At 68.5% G+C, this 17,114-nt stretch carries 12 protein-coding genes; all 12 read right to left on the bottom strand.

Annotated elements, in window-relative coordinates; genetic code table 11:
• Positions 1-19: 19 nt before the first annotated feature.
• The 12 genes from fadD32 to AC0LPE_RS00910 all read right to left on the bottom strand — a co-directional run bounded on the left by fadD32 (position 20) and on the right by AC0LPE_RS00910 (position 16,899).
• Positions 20-1,909, bottom strand: coding sequence for a long-chain-fatty-acid--AMP ligase FadD32 (gene fadD32 / locus AC0LPE_RS00965; RefSeq protein WP_016692629.1), 1,890 nt, complete (start codon positions 1,907-1,909; stop codon positions 20-22).
• A 684-nt stretch (positions 1,910-2,593) separates the two neighbouring features.
• Positions 2,594-3,553, bottom strand: coding sequence for a cutinase family protein (locus AC0LPE_RS00960; RefSeq protein WP_016692628.1), 960 nt, complete (start codon positions 3,551-3,553; stop codon positions 2,594-2,596).
• A 20-nt stretch (positions 3,554-3,573) separates the two neighbouring features.
• Positions 3,574-4,131 carry a DUF732 domain-containing protein gene (locus tag AC0LPE_RS00955; protein WP_145691278.1) on the bottom strand — a complete coding sequence of 186 codons (558 nt, stop codon included), beginning with the start codon at positions 4,129-4,131 and terminating at the stop codon, positions 3,574-3,576.
• Positions 4,132-4,326: 195 nt separating this feature from the next.
• Positions 4,327-6,243 carry an alpha/beta hydrolase-fold protein gene (locus tag AC0LPE_RS00950; protein WP_016692626.1) on the bottom strand — a complete coding sequence of 639 codons (1,917 nt, stop codon included), beginning with the start codon at positions 6,241-6,243 and terminating at the stop codon, positions 4,327-4,329.
• A 258-nt stretch (positions 6,244-6,501) separates the two neighbouring features.
• Positions 6,502-7,512: an alpha/beta hydrolase gene (locus AC0LPE_RS00945; RefSeq protein ID WP_088896824.1), complete on the bottom strand. Its 1,011-nt coding sequence runs from the start codon at positions 7,510-7,512 to the stop codon at positions 6,502-6,504.
• A gap of 267 nt (positions 7,513-7,779) precedes the next feature.
• Positions 7,780-9,726, bottom strand: a complete 1,947-nt coding sequence (locus tag AC0LPE_RS00940; RefSeq protein WP_490605444.1) for an arabinofuranosyltransferase AftB family protein — start codon at positions 9,724-9,726, stop codon at positions 7,780-7,782.
• A 4-nt stretch (positions 9,727-9,730) separates the two neighbouring features.
• Positions 9,731-10,636, bottom strand: a complete 906-nt coding sequence (locus tag AC0LPE_RS00935) for a decaprenyl-phosphate phosphoribosyltransferase (RefSeq protein ID WP_016692623.1) — start codon at positions 10,634-10,636, stop codon at positions 9,731-9,733.
• Entirely contained in the window at positions 10,633-11,190 is a 558-nt protein-coding gene (locus tag AC0LPE_RS00930; protein WP_160877642.1) for a phosphatase PAP2 family protein, read from the bottom strand. Before AC0LPE_RS00930 ends, AC0LPE_RS00935 begins: the two co-directional genes overlap by 4 nt.
• Before the next feature lie 37 nt (positions 11,191-11,227).
• Positions 11,228-13,126 (bottom strand): glycosyltransferase, encoded by a 1,899-nt coding sequence (locus tag AC0LPE_RS00925; protein ID WP_160877654.1) that lies wholly within the window; start codon positions 13,124-13,126, stop codon positions 11,228-11,230.
• Between the two features lie 50 nt (positions 13,127-13,176).
• Positions 13,177-14,397, bottom strand: coding sequence for a UDP-galactopyranose mutase (gene glf / locus AC0LPE_RS00920; RefSeq protein WP_016692620.1), 1,221 nt, complete (start codon positions 14,395-14,397; stop codon positions 13,177-13,179).
• Positions 14,398-14,469: 72 nt separating this feature from the next.
• The gene (locus AC0LPE_RS00915) at positions 14,470-15,222 is read right to left on the bottom strand and encodes a MerR family transcriptional regulator (protein ID WP_088896826.1); all 753 of its coding nucleotides are present in this window, start codon (positions 15,220-15,222) and stop codon (positions 14,470-14,472) included.
• A gap of 117 nt (positions 15,223-15,339) precedes the next feature.
• Positions 15,340-16,899: a SpoIID/LytB domain-containing protein gene (locus AC0LPE_RS00910; RefSeq protein WP_016692618.1), complete on the bottom strand. Its 1,560-nt coding sequence runs from the start codon at positions 16,897-16,899 to the stop codon at positions 15,340-15,342.
• Between the last annotated feature and the right edge of the window lie 215 nt (positions 16,900-17,114).

The raw sequence follows: 17,114 nt of genomic DNA, 5'->3' as shown, positions 1-17,114 counted from the left end.
GGAAAGAGGACATTCGTTCTTACACGCTGTCCGGGAAGGCCTGCTGCTGGTAACCACCGCGCAGCGTTCCCTCGACATATGCGGTCTTGCACGCCCGGCGCGCGATCTTTCCGCTGGACGTACGGGGGATGGAACCGGCCGGCACGAGCAGCACGTCGCGGGCGGTGACACCGTGCCGGGACGAGATCGCGGCACGCACCGCGTCGGCGATCGGCTGCGGATCGGCCTTGCCGGCGCCGGGAGCGCGCTCGGCGACGATCACGAGCTGCTCCGACGAATCGTCCGCGTCGAACTGCAGACCGGAGGCGTCGTTGTCGAACACCTCGCGCGGCAGCTGGTTGGCCGGAACCGCGAACGCCGCGACGAAGCCGGGGCGCAGCGCGGAGCTGGCCTCCTGCGCCGAGAACTCGAGGTCCTGCGGGTAGTGGTTGCGACCGTCGACGATGACGAGGTCCTTGACGCGACCGGTGATGTAGAGCTCGCCGTCGATGTAGACGCCGTAGTCGCCGGTGCGCAGCCACTTGCTGTCGTCCGGGGTGCCCTCGGTGTGGCTGCCCTCGGTCAGACGCTTGGTGATGCGGTTGTGGAAGGTGTTGTCGGTCTCTTCCTTGCGACCCCAGTAGCCGATGCCCATGTTCTCGCCGTGCAGCCAGATCTCGCCGACGTGCTCGTCGGGCATCTCGGTGCCGGTCTCGGCGTCGACGATCGCGGCCCACTGGCTGCGCGCGACGTAACCGCAGGAGACCTGCGGGATGGCGTTCTCGGCGTCGGGCTCGACGCGCACGACCCGACCCGCGTTGAGGGCGGTGCGGTCGACGTAGATGACCTTCGCCTCGTCGCTGTGGCGGGTGGAGGAGACGAACAGAGTGGCCTCGGCCATGCCGTAGGACGGCTTGATCGCCGTACGGGGCAGACCGTAGGGGCCGAACGCTTCGTTGAACTTGCGCATCGACGACGTGGTGACCGGCTCGCTGCCGTTGATCAGGCCGATCACGTTGCTCAGGTCGAGTTCTTCGCCCGGCTTGGGGACCGCGCGTGCCGCGGCGTGCTCGAACGCGAAGTTCGGGGCGGCGGCGAAGGTGCCGGCACCGTCGGAGACGGCGGCGAGCTCGCGGATCCACCGGCTCGGCCGGGCCACGAAGGCGCGCGGGCTCATGATGGTGATGTACTTGCCGCCGACCGCGGGCAGGATCACCGTGAGCAGGCCCATGTCGTGGAACAGCGGCAGCCAGGTCACGCCGCGCGACGACTCGTTGAGCTCGATCGAGTCGGCCATCTGGATGACGTTGGTGAGCACCGACCGGTGGGTGATCTCGACGCCGGCGGGAACGCGGGTCGAGCCGGAGGTGTACTGCAGGTACGCGATGTCGTCGGTGCCGATGGGCGGCCGGTTCCAGGACTCGGCGACCGAGTCGGGGATGGCGTCGACGGCGATCACGCGGGGACGCTGCGCAGCGGGGAGCGGGCGGAAGAACTGCCGCACGCCGGCCGCGGACGAGGTGGCGGTGAGGATCGCGCTGGGGGTGCAGTCGCCGAGAACGGCGTGCAGGCGATCGGTGTGGCCGGGTTCGTCGGGATCGAACAGCGGCACGGCGATGGTGCCGGCGTAGATCGCGGCGAAGAAGGACACGACGTAGTCGAGGCCCTGCGGAGCGAGGATCGCGACGCGGTCGCCGGGAGCGGTGACTTGCTGCAGGCGCGCGGCGATGGCCTTGATGCGCACGCCGAACTGATCCCAGGTCAGCTCGTGCACCTCGCCGTCGCGTTCCCGCGAGTAGTCGATGTACCGGTAGGCGAGGTCGTCACCGTTTGAAGCGAAGTTCCCCTCGAGGTGATCGAGCAGGGTCTGCCCTTCCGGCAGCCTGATCCGCCCGTTCTCATCGATGAACTCTTCGAACCCGACGCTCAATTCCTTCTCCCTGTCGAAGCGATCCCACAACCACTCGACATGGTTGCGCCACTAACTTTTCCTCCGCGCCGGCGGATCGTCGTACCGATACCGCCCCCCACGGCTTCCGGCGGTCCGTTCCTCGAACGTGTCCATCGACCCCAGATCACGAATATGTTACAGATCGGCATCACGCGCACCCTCGCAAAGTGCGGACGCCGGGAGGAACACTTCCCCTTGCACACGGGAAACACAAAGATACGACATGGTCGTCTTCACACACACATTCCGTGCCCGCCGAAGGGGAACAGCACACGATCCGATTGTGTGCGACGGTTTTTCGACGCCGGCACCAGCCGGCGACGCGACCCGCCGCCCTCTGCTGCCCAGGATCGGCGCCCCGGAACGTACGCCCGACCGACGCGAGAGCTCGTGACAAGGATCATTCCCGGTCGCGGGCCGTCGCTACGCCCCCGGAGGGGGCCGGCCGTTCGCCGTGCCGTCGCTGGCACCATGAACCTCTTCTCCTGTGGCAGTCGTCGTGCGCCACGATCCCGGACGGCCGGGCACGCAGCCGAGGGATGAGTCTAAAGGCAGCCCGTCTTTCGAGTGTACCGGGTGGTGAGATCGGACACTACCCGCGAGTAATATGTGGGAGGGTTCACTCGAGCCCGAACCCTCCCTGCGTGCGGCGACAACCGCACCTCACTCTTCTGCGGGTTCCGGTGCGGCGTCGATCTTCTCCGCCGCCCAGTTCGCGATCCACTGCGTCGCGGTGGTGCCGTTCTCGTCCACGACGTAGGTGTTGTACATCGCGTGGATCGGGTTGTTGACGTACTCGAGCAGGCGCGGAGCGGCCGACATCCAGTTGGCGGGATTCAGCGCGTTCGGCGGTGCGTCGCAGATGCTGTCGGTGGGCGCGCAGATCTGGATGGTGCGGTCGTCGAGTTCCCCGAAGCCGCCGGCACGCGCGCCGGTCATCGTGATACCCGGCAGTCGCAGTCCGTCGAGCGACAGTTCGGCACCCACTCCGGCGACGGGGGCACCGATGTCGGTGCCCGAGACCCCGTCGCGGCGCCCGTCGGCGATGAGCGCGACACCGAGCACCCGGTCGGCGGGCACCGGGCCGTTACCGGCACCGATCTGCGCGGCGACGTCGCCCACGATCACGGCGCCCTGCGAGAAACCGGTGAGCACATAGGTGGTCAGCGGGCACTCGGCCGAGCGGCGCGCGAGGATGTCGGTGGTGGCCGCGAATCCCTCACTGCGGCTGTTGTTGTAGGACTGCTGGCCGTCCGGCGGGATCGCGATGGGGTTCGAGAACTGCGCGACGTACGGCACCGTGTAGACGTCGGCGCGCTGGGCGTCGAAACGCTCCTGCAGCGGCCGGGTCACGTTGAGCATGAGCGAGTACGGGTTCGCGGCCGGAGCGTACGGATCGTCGCCCACCGCGGACTCCCAGGTGCCCGGCACCGCGACGACCTGCACGTCGGGGCACGAGGCCGGCTGCGACTGCGGCTCCTCCGGCCCCGGCGGGGTGGGAATCGGCGACGGGATGTCGAGCCGCCCCGCGAGCATGTACCAGAGCACCAGCACGATCGCCAGGACGAGCAGCGCCCCCACGACCACGATCCTGCGTCCGCGACGCTGCTTCGTCCTGACCATTCGTGCTGTCCCCGCGTTTCCTAGTTGCAGTACGTCTCGCCGGCGACGGCGATGTACGTGTCGGCCGTCGAGGAGGCCTGCTCCTCCGACAACTCGACACCACCGGCTGCAGCATCACTACCCACGAGCGCGGTCACGAACACCTTGATCTCCTCCGGAGACCCGCCCTGCGCCTGGGCGCTGCAGATGTAGTCGGCGATGTTCACCGCGCCGGTCTCGTCGCTGGGCTCGACACCCTCGGCGCGGAGACCGTCGAGGAAGGCCTGGGCGCCGGGCGTGGGAGCGGGTGCCGCACCCGTGCCGGCTCCCGTGTCCTCACCGGCGTCGGGCGAGGACGGAGCCGGGGACGCGTCGCTCGTCTCGGCCTCGTCCGTGCTCTCCGCCCCGGCGGCGCCGGTGGACGTCTCTGCCGCGGAGGTCGATGCCGACGTCGAGGTCTCCGTGGCGGCAGACGTCGTCGGCGTGTTCGTCGCGGTGGAGTCGTCGCTTCCGCACGCGGAGAGAACTGCCGTGGCGGTCAGTGCCGCGGCGAGGGCGCCGAGGACTCGGGTCGAGCGCGAGCGGGTCCGTGAAGGCATGTGGTGGGGTCCTCACATCCGGGATGTCGGTCGAACTTGGTCAGATGCGCCCCAGGCTACAGAGCGGCCCGTGCGGCCGGTAGAAGCGTCCCGCCTCCCCCAGTTGCACGGGCCGACCCGCTTCGCGATCGGCGGCCGCACGGGCCGACCCGCTTCGCGATCGGCGGCCGCACGGGCCGCCCCGCTGTCGTCCGTTTACGGCTGCAGCTTCACCTCGTCGCCGTCGAGGGTGATGAAGCCGTTCTGGAAGTTCTGCTGCACGCCCTTGCCGTCCACGGCCGGGAACTCGTCGCTGATCGGCAGACCCAGACGTCCTTCGGCACCCTTCTCGGCGAGCCACGCCTCGAGAATCTTGCCGCGGACCGGCCAGGCGCCGGTGAGCGGGCTCCAGTAGATGTTGCCGTGCTGGAACTCGTTGAAGCGACCGTCGCGCCCTGCGGGCTGCTCGCTGCTCGTCGGGTAGCCCAGGATGCCCGTCTCGTAGCCGAGCTGGGAGTACTTGTCGAGGATCATGCCCTGCACGCCGTGGGCGCCGGTGTCCTCGCTCCAGTACATGGCACCGATCTCGAAGCCCTGAACCGCGCCGCGACCGTCGGGGGTCGCCGCCTCGTCGAGGATCGGGTAACCGAGGGGGCCGCCCTCCCAGCCCTGGTTCTTCCATTCCTCGAAGATCTTGCCGCGGACCGCGTGGGCGCCGTGTTCGGGCGTCCAGTAGATCGCGCCGTTCCGGAAGTGGTTGAACCGTCCGCGTCCGTCGGGAGCGACGCGTTCCTCGGTGGTCGGGTAGCCGAGCTGTCCGGCCGGACCGCCGACGCCCTGGTAGGCGCCGCCGATCGCACCCGCGACCGGCACCGTCGTGCCCTCGGACGAGAAGACGCGGCCGAAGCGGAAGTCCTGCACCTTGCCACCGGCGACGTCGTATTCACCGGTGAGGCAGTCGCCGAGCCAGCCGTTCGCGTTCGCCACGTCGCCGAAGGCACCGGTGGCCTGGCACTCGGGCTTGTCGACCCCGACCCCGAGGGTGTTGGCGAGCTGCGGCCACAGCTGGTGCAGTTCGAACTCCCAGTACTTCCACGTGTGGGTGCCCGACGGCCGGTACACGATCTGGGCCGGGATGCCCTGCTTCTTGAGCTTCGTCGCGAACGCCTGCGAGGTGAGGCGCGAGAGGATCTCGAGGCCCATACCGGCGTAATTGGTGCTGACACCGGGGATGCCCGACGGATCGTCGTACGGGCCGGTGGTGCCGCTGCCGCTCGAGACGTACAGGCTCACACCCTTGAGCTTGTCGGCGAGCAGATAGGGATCGTGCGACTCCCAGCCGTCGGAGCCGGGCGCACCCCACATCGCCTCGGAGTCGAAACCGCCGGCGTCCTGCATCGCGTAGTGGATGGCCTCGGGCATGCCGAGGGTGGTCGTGGTGAGGATGCCGGACAGCGATGCCGCGAACTGCGCGAAGCCCGGGTTGCGGGCGGGCAGGAACATCGCGGCGGTACCGCCCATCGACAGGCCGACGACGCCACGCTTGTCGGTGGTGCGCCAATCGCGTTCGAGGAGCGGGGGAAGTTCCTTCGTCAGGAAGGTCTCCCACTTGTAGTTCTGTCCGTTGTTCTGGTCGATCCAGTCGGAGTAGAAGCTCGACTGGCCGCCCACCGGCAGCACGACGTTGACGTTCTTGTCGGCGAAGAACGCTTCCGCGTCGGTCTCGAGCGTCCACCCGTTCTCGTCGTCGCGCGCACGCATGCCGTCGAGCATGAACACCGACGGGAACTTCGCGTCGGGCTTGCTGTTCCAGTCGCGCGCGAGCAGCAGCTGCACCTGGATCGGCGTCCCCATCGACGGCGAGTCGATCCACAGGGCGACGCGACGATCGGTGAGCCAGTCGACGGAACGGACGGTGGCGCCGGCGGTGCTCGTCGGGCCGGACTGGGCGATGAGCGGATCGGCGGTGGCCACCGAGACGGTGGTCAGACCTGCGGCGACGGGCGCGACGAGGGCTGCGGCGATCAGTGCGAGCGCACGGGATCTCCCGCTCCGCGCACCCGCAACGCGAGCCGCTCTCCTGCTCGGCCCCGTCCGTCGCTCACCGTGCTCGAGCTCAGTTCGCATCTGCATCGCTCACTTTCTGCGTTGCCGGATTTCCTGCCGAAGTGCGGCTTCGGGTGGACCGCGACGGCGGCAGTGGCAGGGCGCCCCGGCTGGATGTGCCGACTCGGGATACCGGAGTCCCGGATGTTGTTTCTACACCGGCGGCACCCGGAATCGCGGGTGCCGCGCTGTGACAGGTGAGAAAATTGTTGCAGAAAGTTACGACGCCGCCCACTCACCTGATGGTGAGCGGGCGGCGTCGTCGCTAGCAGTGCGTACCGGGGATCAGAACCCGTTCAGCGCCTCGAGGATCTGCGGGCGTGCCTTCCAGAGCTGATCCTCCCAGTACTTCCAGGCGTGCGTGCCGCGCGCCGGGAAGTCGAAGGTGGCCGGGATGCCGAGCGTGGCCAGCTTGATCTGGAACGCGCGGGTCTGGGCGAGGGACAGCGCCTCGAGGGCCATGCCGTTGGCCGTGTTGTAGTAGCCGACGAAGCCCTGCGGGTTGTCGTGCTCACCGGGCAGACCGCTGGCGGCCGAGATGTACAGCGACAGACCCTCGAGCTTCGGAGCGAAGACGAACGGGTCGTTGCGCAGCCAGGCCGGGCTCCACGGCGGGCCCCACATCGAGTCGACGTTGAAGCGGCCGGCGTCGAGCATCGCCACGCGGATGGCCTCACGCATGCCGGGAGCCGACAGGTTGAGGTAGCCGGACAACGACGACGCGAACTTGAACTGGTCGCGGTGGTAGGCGGCCAGGGTCAGGGCGGCGGAACCGCCCATCGACAGGCCGAGAATGCCGTTGTTGTTGCGCGACACGCCACGGGTGGCGAGATAGTCGGGCAGCTGCTCCGTCAGGAACGTCTCCCACTTGTAGGTGATGTCCTGGCCGTTCAGGTTGGACGGCGCGTACCAGTCGGTGTAGAAGCTCGACTGTCCGCCGACCGGCATGATCAGGCTGACGTTGTCGTTCGCGAACTGCTGCAGGGCGTTCGTCTCGAACGTCCAGGCGTTCGCGTCGTCCCGAGCGCGCAGGCCGTCGAGCATGTAGAGCGCCGCGTCGCCACCGCGCGCAGCCCACTGGATCTGAACCTTGATCGGGCCCATGTCGGACTCGACGAAGACCTCTTCGAAGCCCCCTGCAGGCGCGCGGTGCGAGACCGGCGCTCCCTGCGCCGGCGCGGCGACGGCGGCGGTGGTTCCGACGAGGCCGGCAGCCACGGGGAGGACCAGAGCTGCGGCGGCGGTGCCGAGCAGTCGCCGTCGAAGGCCCTGCCTCAACCTCGGGACAAAACGCATGAACAATGCTCTCTTTCTCGTCTGCGGCGTCCGCGTTCGCGTCCCCCGGATTCCGGCGATGACGACCGCGGAAGGCCGCCCCAAGTCACACTGCGGTCAAAACTGTAAAGGACCGCGTGATCTCTGACAAACCCTGGTTTCAACAGCTCTTGGGCACCTCTTGACCTATAGGTCAAGCACGCGCTGCCGGAATGTTACCTATCCGTGATGCGTCGTGATCCTATCGAGACAGTCGAAAGGGGCCAAGTTGATCTCGGTGTCCGGCCGTCACCCCCGCGGCGGTGGCATCGGCAGGTCACAGCGCTGGATCTCGTACTTCGGCACCCGTTCGATCCGGTACGAGGCGTAGTCGAACGCGTTGCGCAGGTTCCTCTTGAACAGTGCCCACGTGAGTTCGGCGCTCGAGGAATCGATCATCTCCCGGGTCTCGGGACAGGTCAGCGCGGTCTTCGCCATCGCGACCCAGTCCTCGTCGAGATAGCCCGGCATCCACGGATGCACGTCGACCATGCCCGAATCGGCGACCACCCAGTCGGGGAACAGGATCTTGTCATGGCCGATCCGGCCGTCCTCGAGACGCTCGGTGTGCGCGGCGAGCGGGTAGGCCAGGCCCATCTGGTCGACGACCCGCACGTCCAGACCGGTGTTCATGCTGGTCATGCCCAGGTTCAGGAAGAACACCGTATGTCCGGCACCACCCGGTGGGATGGGCTCGGGCGGCGGCACGACATCCCACGCGTCGAAGGAGGGGGTCGGCAGCAACAACCCGCCGTTCGGGGTGTTCGCGATGGCCTCGACCATGGCCCGCATGCGCGGGTAGTCGAGATAGTCCTCGGCCCGGATGGGATGCAGATGCCCGGTGTTGAGGGCGTAGAAGGCGCGCTCGTCGACGATGCCGGAGCGGCCCACCACAGCGCCTTCGGTCATGCCGGTCGTGTTGGCCGCAGCGGCCGTCCACACCACGGTGCCCAGCCATAGCACGGCCAGCGCACCCGCGACCTGCGTCGGCCGGTTGTTGCCGATCTCTGCCCGGTCCGGGACCCGCAGTGGGACGACGGCAACGGGCAGGAGCAGGCAGAACAGCGGCGGCAGGAGGACGCGGCCGTGCATGAAGTCGCCGCCCACACGCAGCGAGTACAACGCGAGCAGCACGCCCGAGCCGAGGAACAGCACGACGACGGCGGTCGGCGTGCGCAACAGGTTCTGCGCCCAGGTCAGGGTGGCCCGCACGTCGCGCGGATCGGGACGTGCCGCCGCGGCGGTGAGGCCCGCGGCGTCACGGCTGGTCGCGAGGACGAGCGCGGCGAGGATTGTGAGGAACAACAGCGGCAGCCACAGCAGATACGGCGAGACCAGGTTGCCGAGATATTCGAGGCCCTGCGACCACTTGGCACCACCGGCGTCCTTGGCGACCGCGGTGTTGGGATAGGGCAGTCCGTAGTAGCCCATGCGCCAGATCTGGTAGCCGACCGGGATCGCTCCGGCGACCGCGACCATCGCGATGCGAATGCGCAGGTCCAGGCCGGGCGCGAGGAACAGCATCGCGAGCGCGAGCACCGCGACCAGCGCGAGTTCGGGTCGCACGAGCGGGCCGAGTCCGGCGACGAACGCCGTGGCGAGGATCTGCCCCGTACCCGGAAGCGATCCGTCCCCTCCCGGCGTGGGGGTCGCCCACCGTGCCATGAGCAGCCACAGCAGACCGAGCCAGCAGATCACCAGGCAGGACTCGAGGCCCGAGGTGGCGAAATCGCGGGCGGGGGGCACCGCGATGTAGACGAGGACACCGGCGGGCAGGAGCAGCACGGTCCCCGTGGTGGCGCGCAGTCGCCACCGGTACAGGCGTGCGGCACCGAACATGGCGAGGACGATCGCGCCCGTCGACAACACGAGCGCGATCGTGAGCACCACGTATTCGAGGCGGAGGCCGGTGAGCCATCCACCCGAGTAGACGATGTACGTCCAGGCGGTGGAGGTGTTGGCCTCCACGCGCTCCCCCGCGTTGAACACCGGCCCGTTGCCGGCGAGGAGATTGCGCACGGTCCGCAGGACGATGAGGCCGTCGTCGGCGATCCAGCGCCGCTCCCACGCTCCCCAGAACATCAGGAACGCGGAGACGACCACACCGGCGGCGAACACGCCGCGGGCGAGGCGGTCACGCCGAACGGACCGGACCGTACTGGACGGTCCGGCCTCGGTGTCGTGGACGCCGCGCACGACGTCAGAAGAGGTAGACAGCACCGCCGACCACCAGGATCCACACCACTGCGAGCAACTGCAGCACCCGGTCCTTCAGGGCGATCTCCTCGGGTTCGCCGGCTTCACCGCCGTCGACGTCGACCGCGTAGCGCAGGATGGCGACGACGAACGGGATCATCGAGATCGCGTACCAGTTGGAGCCGGCCACGTTGTCCTGCTCGAACGCCCACAGGCCGTAGCAGAGCACGACCGCCGTCGCCGCGACCGTCCACACGAACCGCAGGTAGGTCTCGGTGTAGTACTCGAGCGACTTGCGGATCTTCGCGCCGGTGCGGGTCGCGAGGCGCAGTTCGGCGTATCGCTTGCCGGCCGCCATGAACAGCGACCCGAACGCCATGATCAGCAGGAACCACTGCGACAGCGGGATCTCGGCGGCCACACCACCGGCGATGGCACGGATCAGGAAGCCCGACGACACGATGCAGATGTCGAGCACGGCCTGGTGCTTGAGCCCGAAGCAGTACGCGAGCTGGATGCCGATGTACACGGCCATGACGACGGCGAGCTGCCAGTTCGCGACGAACGACAGCGCGATCGAGCCGACGAGCAGCACCGCCGCGAGGATGTACGCGAGTCGCACCGGGAGCACGCCGGCCGCGATGGGCCGGAACCGCTTGGTGGGGTGTGCACGGTCGGCCTCGACGTCCATCGCGTCGTTGACGAGGTAGATGCCGGAGGCGGCCATGCAGAAGACGACGAAGGCGAGCGCGACGGGCAGCAGCACGTCGACCTGGGTGACCGAGCCGGCCGCCATCGGGGCCGCGAGCACCAGGACGTTCTTCACCCACTGTCGGGGACGGACCGCCTTGACGATCCCGGCGCCCAGGCTCTTGGGCGCCTCCTTGACGGGCGCCGGTTCCTCGCTCATCGATCTCCCCACTTCGTCTCTGCCCGCGCCACGACGGCCGCGGACGCCGCACCGAGTGCCGCACCCGCCAGTACATCCGTCGGATAGTGCACGCCCAGCACCAGGCGGGACAGCATCATGGGCGGCACGAGCACCGCGGGAAAGGGTAGCCCGGTGGTGCGGGCGAGCAGCACGGCCGCCGCAGTCGTGGACGTCACATGCGACGACGGGAAGCTCAACCGGCTCGGCGTGGACACGTTGACCTGCACCGTCGGGTCCACCGGCCGCGGCCGGCGCACGACCCGCTTGATCACGACGGACGCCGCGTGGGCACCGAACGCACCGACCGCCACGCTCGCCCACTTGCGGCGACGGGGGCGGTCGACGAGGGCGCCGGCGGCGCCGATCGCGATCCAGCCGAGTGCGTGCTCACCGAAGTGCGACATGCCGCGGGCGATCTTCGTCGCGGCGGGCACGGCACCGGCGGTGGCCTGGACGGTCTGCAGGATCCGGACCTCGGTGTCGGTGCTCCTCCAGTGACGTGCGGCCGCACCGTCCGCGGCTGCACCGTCCACAGCCGCACCGTCTGCGGTCGTGGCCGCAGCGCTGCTGTCAGTTGCCGATACCGAAGACACGCTCCCACTCCTCCTTGCTGGTCAGGGCGGGAACCGCGTCCCGGTACCGCTTCTTCATCTCGGGGAACCGGCGAGCGAGTTCGCGTCGCAACCGGAGCGCCTCCGTGAGCAGGGCCTGGGCCTGCGCACGATCGCGCTTACGGTAGACGACACCCCGACCGTCCGCCGTGGTGACCGTCACGCCGTCGACCTGCGAGAGCAGGAACCACCGCGCGTCGATGGTCGGCACGTTCAGCTGCGGCCGCTCGTGGTGCTCGCGGTTCTCGGGGCGCACGTTGTGCAGTACACCCTTCGCGAGACGCTTGACCTTCGCGACCGCACCCTCGGGCAGGCCCACGGCGCCGACCTCGGCGCCGGATGCCATCGGCAGTTCGGTCGACGACGGCAGCACCACCGCGTCGGGGAAGTTCTTCCGCAGTGCGTGCACCTCGCCGAGGGCGCGCGGCAGCAGATCGAACAGGTTCTCCGGGCCGGCGAGGAAGTCCTCGATGGCCTTGTTCTGAATCGCGACCGTCGAGTACTCGAGGCACACGAGGTGCTTGATCGTGGCCTTGATGGTGTCGAGCACCATCGCCTTGGGGTCGCCGTGCTGGTGCAGCGCGGCCACGACGAGCCGGTTGCGCAGGTGGAAGTACGCCTGCCAGTCGATGGCGTCGTCCTTGTCGCTCCACGCCATGTGCCAGATCGCGGCGCCGGGCATCGTCACCGTCGGGTAGCCGGCCTCGCGGGCCCGGAGGCCGTACTCGGCGTCGTCCCACTTGATGAACAACGGCAGGGGCTGGCCGATCTCCTCCGCGACGACGCGCGGGATCATGCACATCCACCAGCCGTTGAAGTCGACGTCGATGCGGCGGTGCAGGAGCTTCGAGTTCTCCCGGTCGCGCAGCGGCTTGGTGGAGAAGTCGTGGTCGTACTCGACGTTCGGGGCGGCACCCCACATGAAGTTCGCGCGGTGGATGACCTCGCCCATGGTGTGCAGGTGGCTGCGTTCCTGCAGGTTGAGCATCTGCCCGCCGACGAGCATCGGGGTCCGCGCGAAACGCGACAGGGCGAGGGCGCGCAGGATCGAGTCGGGTTCGATCTCGATGTCGTCGTCCATGAACAGGATGTAGGGAGCATCGGTGGTCTTCAGCGCCTCGTACATGATGCGGCTGTAACCACCGGAGCCACCGAGGTTGCCCTGGTCGTGGATGACGAGGCGAGCACCGAAGGGTTCGGCGGCCTCCGCGAAGTCGGCCTCGTCGCGCACCTTGCGGGTGCCCTGGTCCGGGATGATGACGGCGTCGACGACGTCCATCACCAGCGGGTCGGACGCGAGCGCACGCAGCGCCTTCACGCAGTCGGCGGGACGGTTGAAGGTCGGGATGCCCACGGCGACCGAGGCACGGCCGGGCGCCTCGACGGGTGCGTACCAGCCGGCGGCGTGCAGGGTGACGTCGCTGTCGGTGGTCACGTCGAACCACAGCCAGCCGCCGTCCTCGAACGGACCGAGGTCGGCGTCGATCTCGACGATCGTCTCCGTTCCGCGGAACTCACGTCCGGTGACGTGGATGCGGCTCGAGTCGGCCTTGCTGCGGTACAGGTCGACGCGGCCGTGGCCGGTGAGCTCGAGACGCAGCACCACCGAACCGAGCGTGCTCCAGCGACGCCAGTAGCTCGCCGGGAAGGCATTGAAGTAGGTGCACAGCGACACCTCGGACTCCGCGCCGATCGCCAGCGTCGTCCGGCTCGTCGCGTGGGCGCGACGCGCATTGGTGGGCGACTCCTCGAGGTAGAGCGTGCGCACGTCGAGGGGCTCGCCCGGTCGCGGCAGGATGATGCGCTGCAGCAACGACCGGCCGAGCAGGCCGTCCTGCTCCGCGACGGGAACACTCACGGCCGCCTCGTGCTTGCCGGCGTTCGCGGCCGCGGCGTGCTTCGCGGCGCTCACGAGGCATCCCCGGCGATGGGCGCTCCCGATTCGAAGTGCGGGGCCAGGACGTTGTCGAACATCGACAGCGCGCTGGCGATCGCCATGTGCATGTCGAGGTACTGGTAGGTGCCGAGTCGGCCACCGAAGAGCACCTTGTTCTCGGCTGCTTCCTGCTTCGCGAGGGCGCGGTAGGCGCCCAGCTTCTCGCGGTCCTCGGAGGTGTTGATCGGGTAGTACGGCTCGTCGTCGTTCTCGGCGAACCGCGAGTACTCCCGCATGATGACCGTCTTGTCGGCCGGGTAGGTGTCGCGCTCGGGATGGAAGTGCCGGAACTCGTGGATCCGGGTGTAGGGCACGTCGGCGTCGTTGTAGTTCATGACCGGGGTGCCCTGGAAGTCGCCGGTGGGCAGCACCTCGGTCTCGAAGTCGAGGGTGCGCCATCCGAGGCGACCCTCGGAGTAGTCGAAGTAGCGGTCGAGCGGGCCGGTGTAGACGACGGGAGCGTCGGGGCTGGCCGCGCGGATCTCGTCGCGCACCGCGAACCAGTCGGTGTCGAGCCGGACCTCGATCCGCTCGTCCTTCGCCATGTTCTCGAGCCATGCCGTGTAACCGTCGACCGGCAGACCCTCGTAGGTGTCGTTGAAGTAGCGGTTGTCGAAGGTGTAGCGGACGGGCAGCCGGGTGATGTTGCCGGCGGGCAGTTCCTTCGGGTCGGTCTGCCACTGCTTGGCCGTGTAGTCGCGGACGAACGCCTCGTAGAGGGGGCGGCCGATCAGGGAGATGGCCTTCTCCTCGAGGTTCTTCGCCTCGGCGGTGTCGATCTCGGCGGCCTGCTCCTTGATGAGGGCGCGTGCCTCGTCGGGACTGAAGTACCGGCCGAAGAACTGCGACACCAGTCCGAGACCCATCGGGAACTGATAGGCCTGGCCCTTGTGCATCGCGAACACGCGGTGCTGGTAGCCGGTGAAATCGGTGAACTGGTTCACGTAGTCCCACACCCTCTTGTTGGAGGTGTGGAACAGGTGGGCACCGTACTTGTGGACCTCGATTCCGGTTTCCGGCTCGGGCTCGGAGTACGCGTTGCCACCGAGGTGGTGGCGACGCTCGATCACGAGCACTCGCTTGCCGAGCTGCGTGGCCGCGCGCTCGGCGATCGTCAGTCCGAAGAATCCGGAGCCGACGACGATCAGGTCGTACTCACCGGTGGAGGGCTGGGGCGCTGATGCAGCAGTCACGGGAGACCAGGGTATGCGACTCCGTCGCGGAGGTGCCCTCTCGGTCCGGGCGGACCGAGAGGGCCGTCACACTCACACGTAGTGGATGAGCGCGTCACGGACGAATTCGGCGCCTTCACGTCCTCCGTAGTTCGCTGCGAAACGCTCGTCCTCGACGTACATGTCGGCGAGACCGAGCACGTACTCCCGCGGACTGCCCTCCGCAGTGCCGCCTCCCGGGGTGCCCGGAATCGACGACAGCCAGGCGACGTGCCGCCGCGCGAGGTCCTGTGCTTCGGGCCCGGCGGGGTCCAGCCCGGCCCGGGCCGCCGCGGTCCAGTCGTGGTTCAGCTGCTCGACCTGTTTCATCCAGTCGTGCCTGGCGGCGTCGTCCATGCCCCGCCACCACCGGTCGCCCGAGTCGTAGGCGTCCTTGCCCCACCGTTCGATCACTTCGTCCCGGTGCTGCGTGTGGTCGAACCCGTCGAACACTTCGTCTGCCACGAGTTCCTCCCCTCTCTCCGTCTTCGCCAAGGTGGTGCGCACCGCCGCGATACGGCGGTCCAACTGCCGGCGCTCGTGTTCGAGCAGGTCGAGGTGGGTGCGCAGTGCGCTCGCGGTGTCGTCGTGACCGGCGAGCACGTCGCGGATCGCGGGCAGGGCCAGCCCCAGGTCGCGGAGCAGCAGGATGCGCTGGAGACGCACGAGTGCGTCCTCGTCGTAGAACCGCATGCCGTTGCTGCCGGTGCGGCTCGGACGCAGCACCCCCACCTCGCCGTAGTGCCGCAGCGTGCGGCTGGTGACACCGGCGGCGCGTGCCAGTTGCTGGATCGACCATTCCCGCACGTGCCCACCTCCTCTTCTTTCCGGCTACGACCAGCGTGCATCTTGACGTTGCGTCAATGTCAACACTCGTCGTCGGGGTGCCGGAACGCCACCGGCCGGTCGAGGTGTGCCGTGGGATTACTCGGCGCTACCCGTGCTCGGGAACCAGTCCTTCAGGAAGCTCGCGTCGATGACCTGAGCACCGAGGTCCGGTGTCCACACGATCGCGCCGCCGGTGAAGATCCGGAACTTGCCGATCTCGTCGGGCAGCATCAGCTCGGGGCCGATGGGCGAGCCGAGCACGCTGTCGACGCCGCCGAGATCCAGGTAGGCCTGCTCGATGGGCGAGGTGCCGGTGCCGCTGCCGAAGGGATCGGTGCCGGTCTCCGGGCCGGGTTCGGGTGCCGGAGTGACCTCCGGGGCGTCCTCGTCGATGCCTTCCTTGACGGTGAACCAGTCGGAGCGCAGTCCCAGCTTGGTCCGCGCCTCGGCACCCGTCGTCTCGATGGTGCGGTCGGAGCCGACCACACGGACGCGGGTCACGCGACCGCCTTCGGGGCCGAGATTGTTGCGGGAGAGCACCTCGAAAGCCTGGAGGTCGCCGACGCCGAACTTGCTGCCGATCTCGGCCGCCGTGAAGGTCTTGGCCCATTCGCGGTTCGGGGCGACCTTGTCGCCCTCGTCCTCGACGGGCGGGAAGGTGCCGCCGGCCGAGTAGCCACCGGTGGAGGCGGAGAACTCGCTGCGCACGACCTCGCCGTCCTTCATCAGGACGGTTCCGCGGGTGGTGCGCACACCGTCGTCCGTGCGCGGATCCTCGACGCCCGACCCGCCGTAGACCTGGCAGTCCGTGGTGTCGCAGGTCTGCCACTTCTCGTGACGCTTCTCGGCGAGGGCGTAGGAGCGCGCGGCGATGGCCTGTGCCCGCAGCGCCTCGGCGCCACCGGTGTCGGCCCAGCCGGGCAGTGCCTCGGCGGGGACCACGCTGCGCAGGTAGTCCTCGACGTGGAGGCGGTTGACGGTGCGCGGGGCGGTGCCGTCGAGCACCACACCGAGGGCACCGCGGTAGGTCTTGTCGTCCGAGCACATCGTCAGGTGCTCGTTCGCGGGACGGTCCTCGGCGAGGTCGATCGGATCGACCCACGGCAGGTCGGTGGCGGCCTGCCACAGCACGTCGCCGCTGCAGCCCTCCGTGACGACGACGTTCGCGCCGCCGTCCGGGGTGGGTGTCAGGTGCGCGGCCTCACCGGGCGCGAGCTGCTTGCCGGCGACGATCATGCCGGTGTCGGAGTAGACGTCGAGGGTGTGGTCGTCGCGGGCCATGAGACGCACCGCGATCATCGCGTCGTCGACCGTGCCGAGTTCGGTGCCGCCGTAGTAGTGGCCGATGATCCGTTCGGCGGTCCACCCGTCCTGGGCGTAGCCGTAGGCACCCCACTGCCCCATGCCGCGACCGTGGCCGTGACCGAAGCCGCTGAACGTGAAGGGAGTGTCGGCCGAAACCGCTTGCACGACACCCGGTGCCGCCTGGTTGCTCTGGACGAGCGCGCCGACGCCGGCTCCGACGAGCAGCGCGGGAGCGACCCCGATCGCGGCAGCACGGGCGACGGAGGGACGCCATCCGTTGCGCAGCGGCCTGCCGAGGATGATGCGCCGCCTCCGGATCTTGCCTCTGCGCCCGATGGACTGTCGTGACATGACGTTGCTCCCTCGTTGTCGCTGTAGGCGCGAACTCGTGATCCGCGATATCGGACAATTTCGACCGATCCTCAAGCTCAGGTTGAGGCTTAAGGTTTGCTGCGTCTAGTGTGACAAGAGTGACGGAGCTAGGCAACAAATGTCACAGAAGCAACACAAGAATCACGAGTTACAGAACTTTCGTGTCCGAACCGGACTACGGAAGCGACACATAA

The organism is Rhodococcus sp. S3 (assembly GCF_058211795.1).
This window is presented reverse-complemented; position numbering and strand designations above follow the sequence as displayed.

Bases quoted from the DNA above. Each gene is read 5' to 3' on its own strand.
- AC0LPE_RS00935 (WP_016692623.1), bottom strand. From the start codon at position 10,636: ATGAGCGAGGAACCGGCGCCCGTCAAGGAGGCGCCCAAGAGCCTGGGC.
- AC0LPE_RS00945 (WP_088896824.1), bottom strand. From the start codon at position 7,512: ATGCGTTTTGTCCCGAGGTTGAGGCAGGGCCTTCGACGGCGACTGCTC.
- AC0LPE_RS00950 (WP_016692626.1), bottom strand. From the start codon at position 6,243: ATGCAGATGCGAACTGAGCTCGAGCACGGTGAGCGACGGACGGGGCCG.
- AC0LPE_RS00955 (WP_145691278.1), bottom strand. From the start codon at position 4,131: ATGCCTTCACGGACCCGCTCGCGCTCGACCCGAGTCCTCGGCGCCCTC.
- AC0LPE_RS00910 (WP_016692618.1), bottom strand. From the start codon at position 16,899: ATGTCACGACAGTCCATCGGGCGCAGAGGCAAGATCCGGAGGCGGCGC.
- AC0LPE_RS00960 (WP_016692628.1), bottom strand. From the start codon at position 3,553: ATGGTCAGGACGAAGCAGCGTCGCGGACGCAGGATCGTGGTCGTGGGG.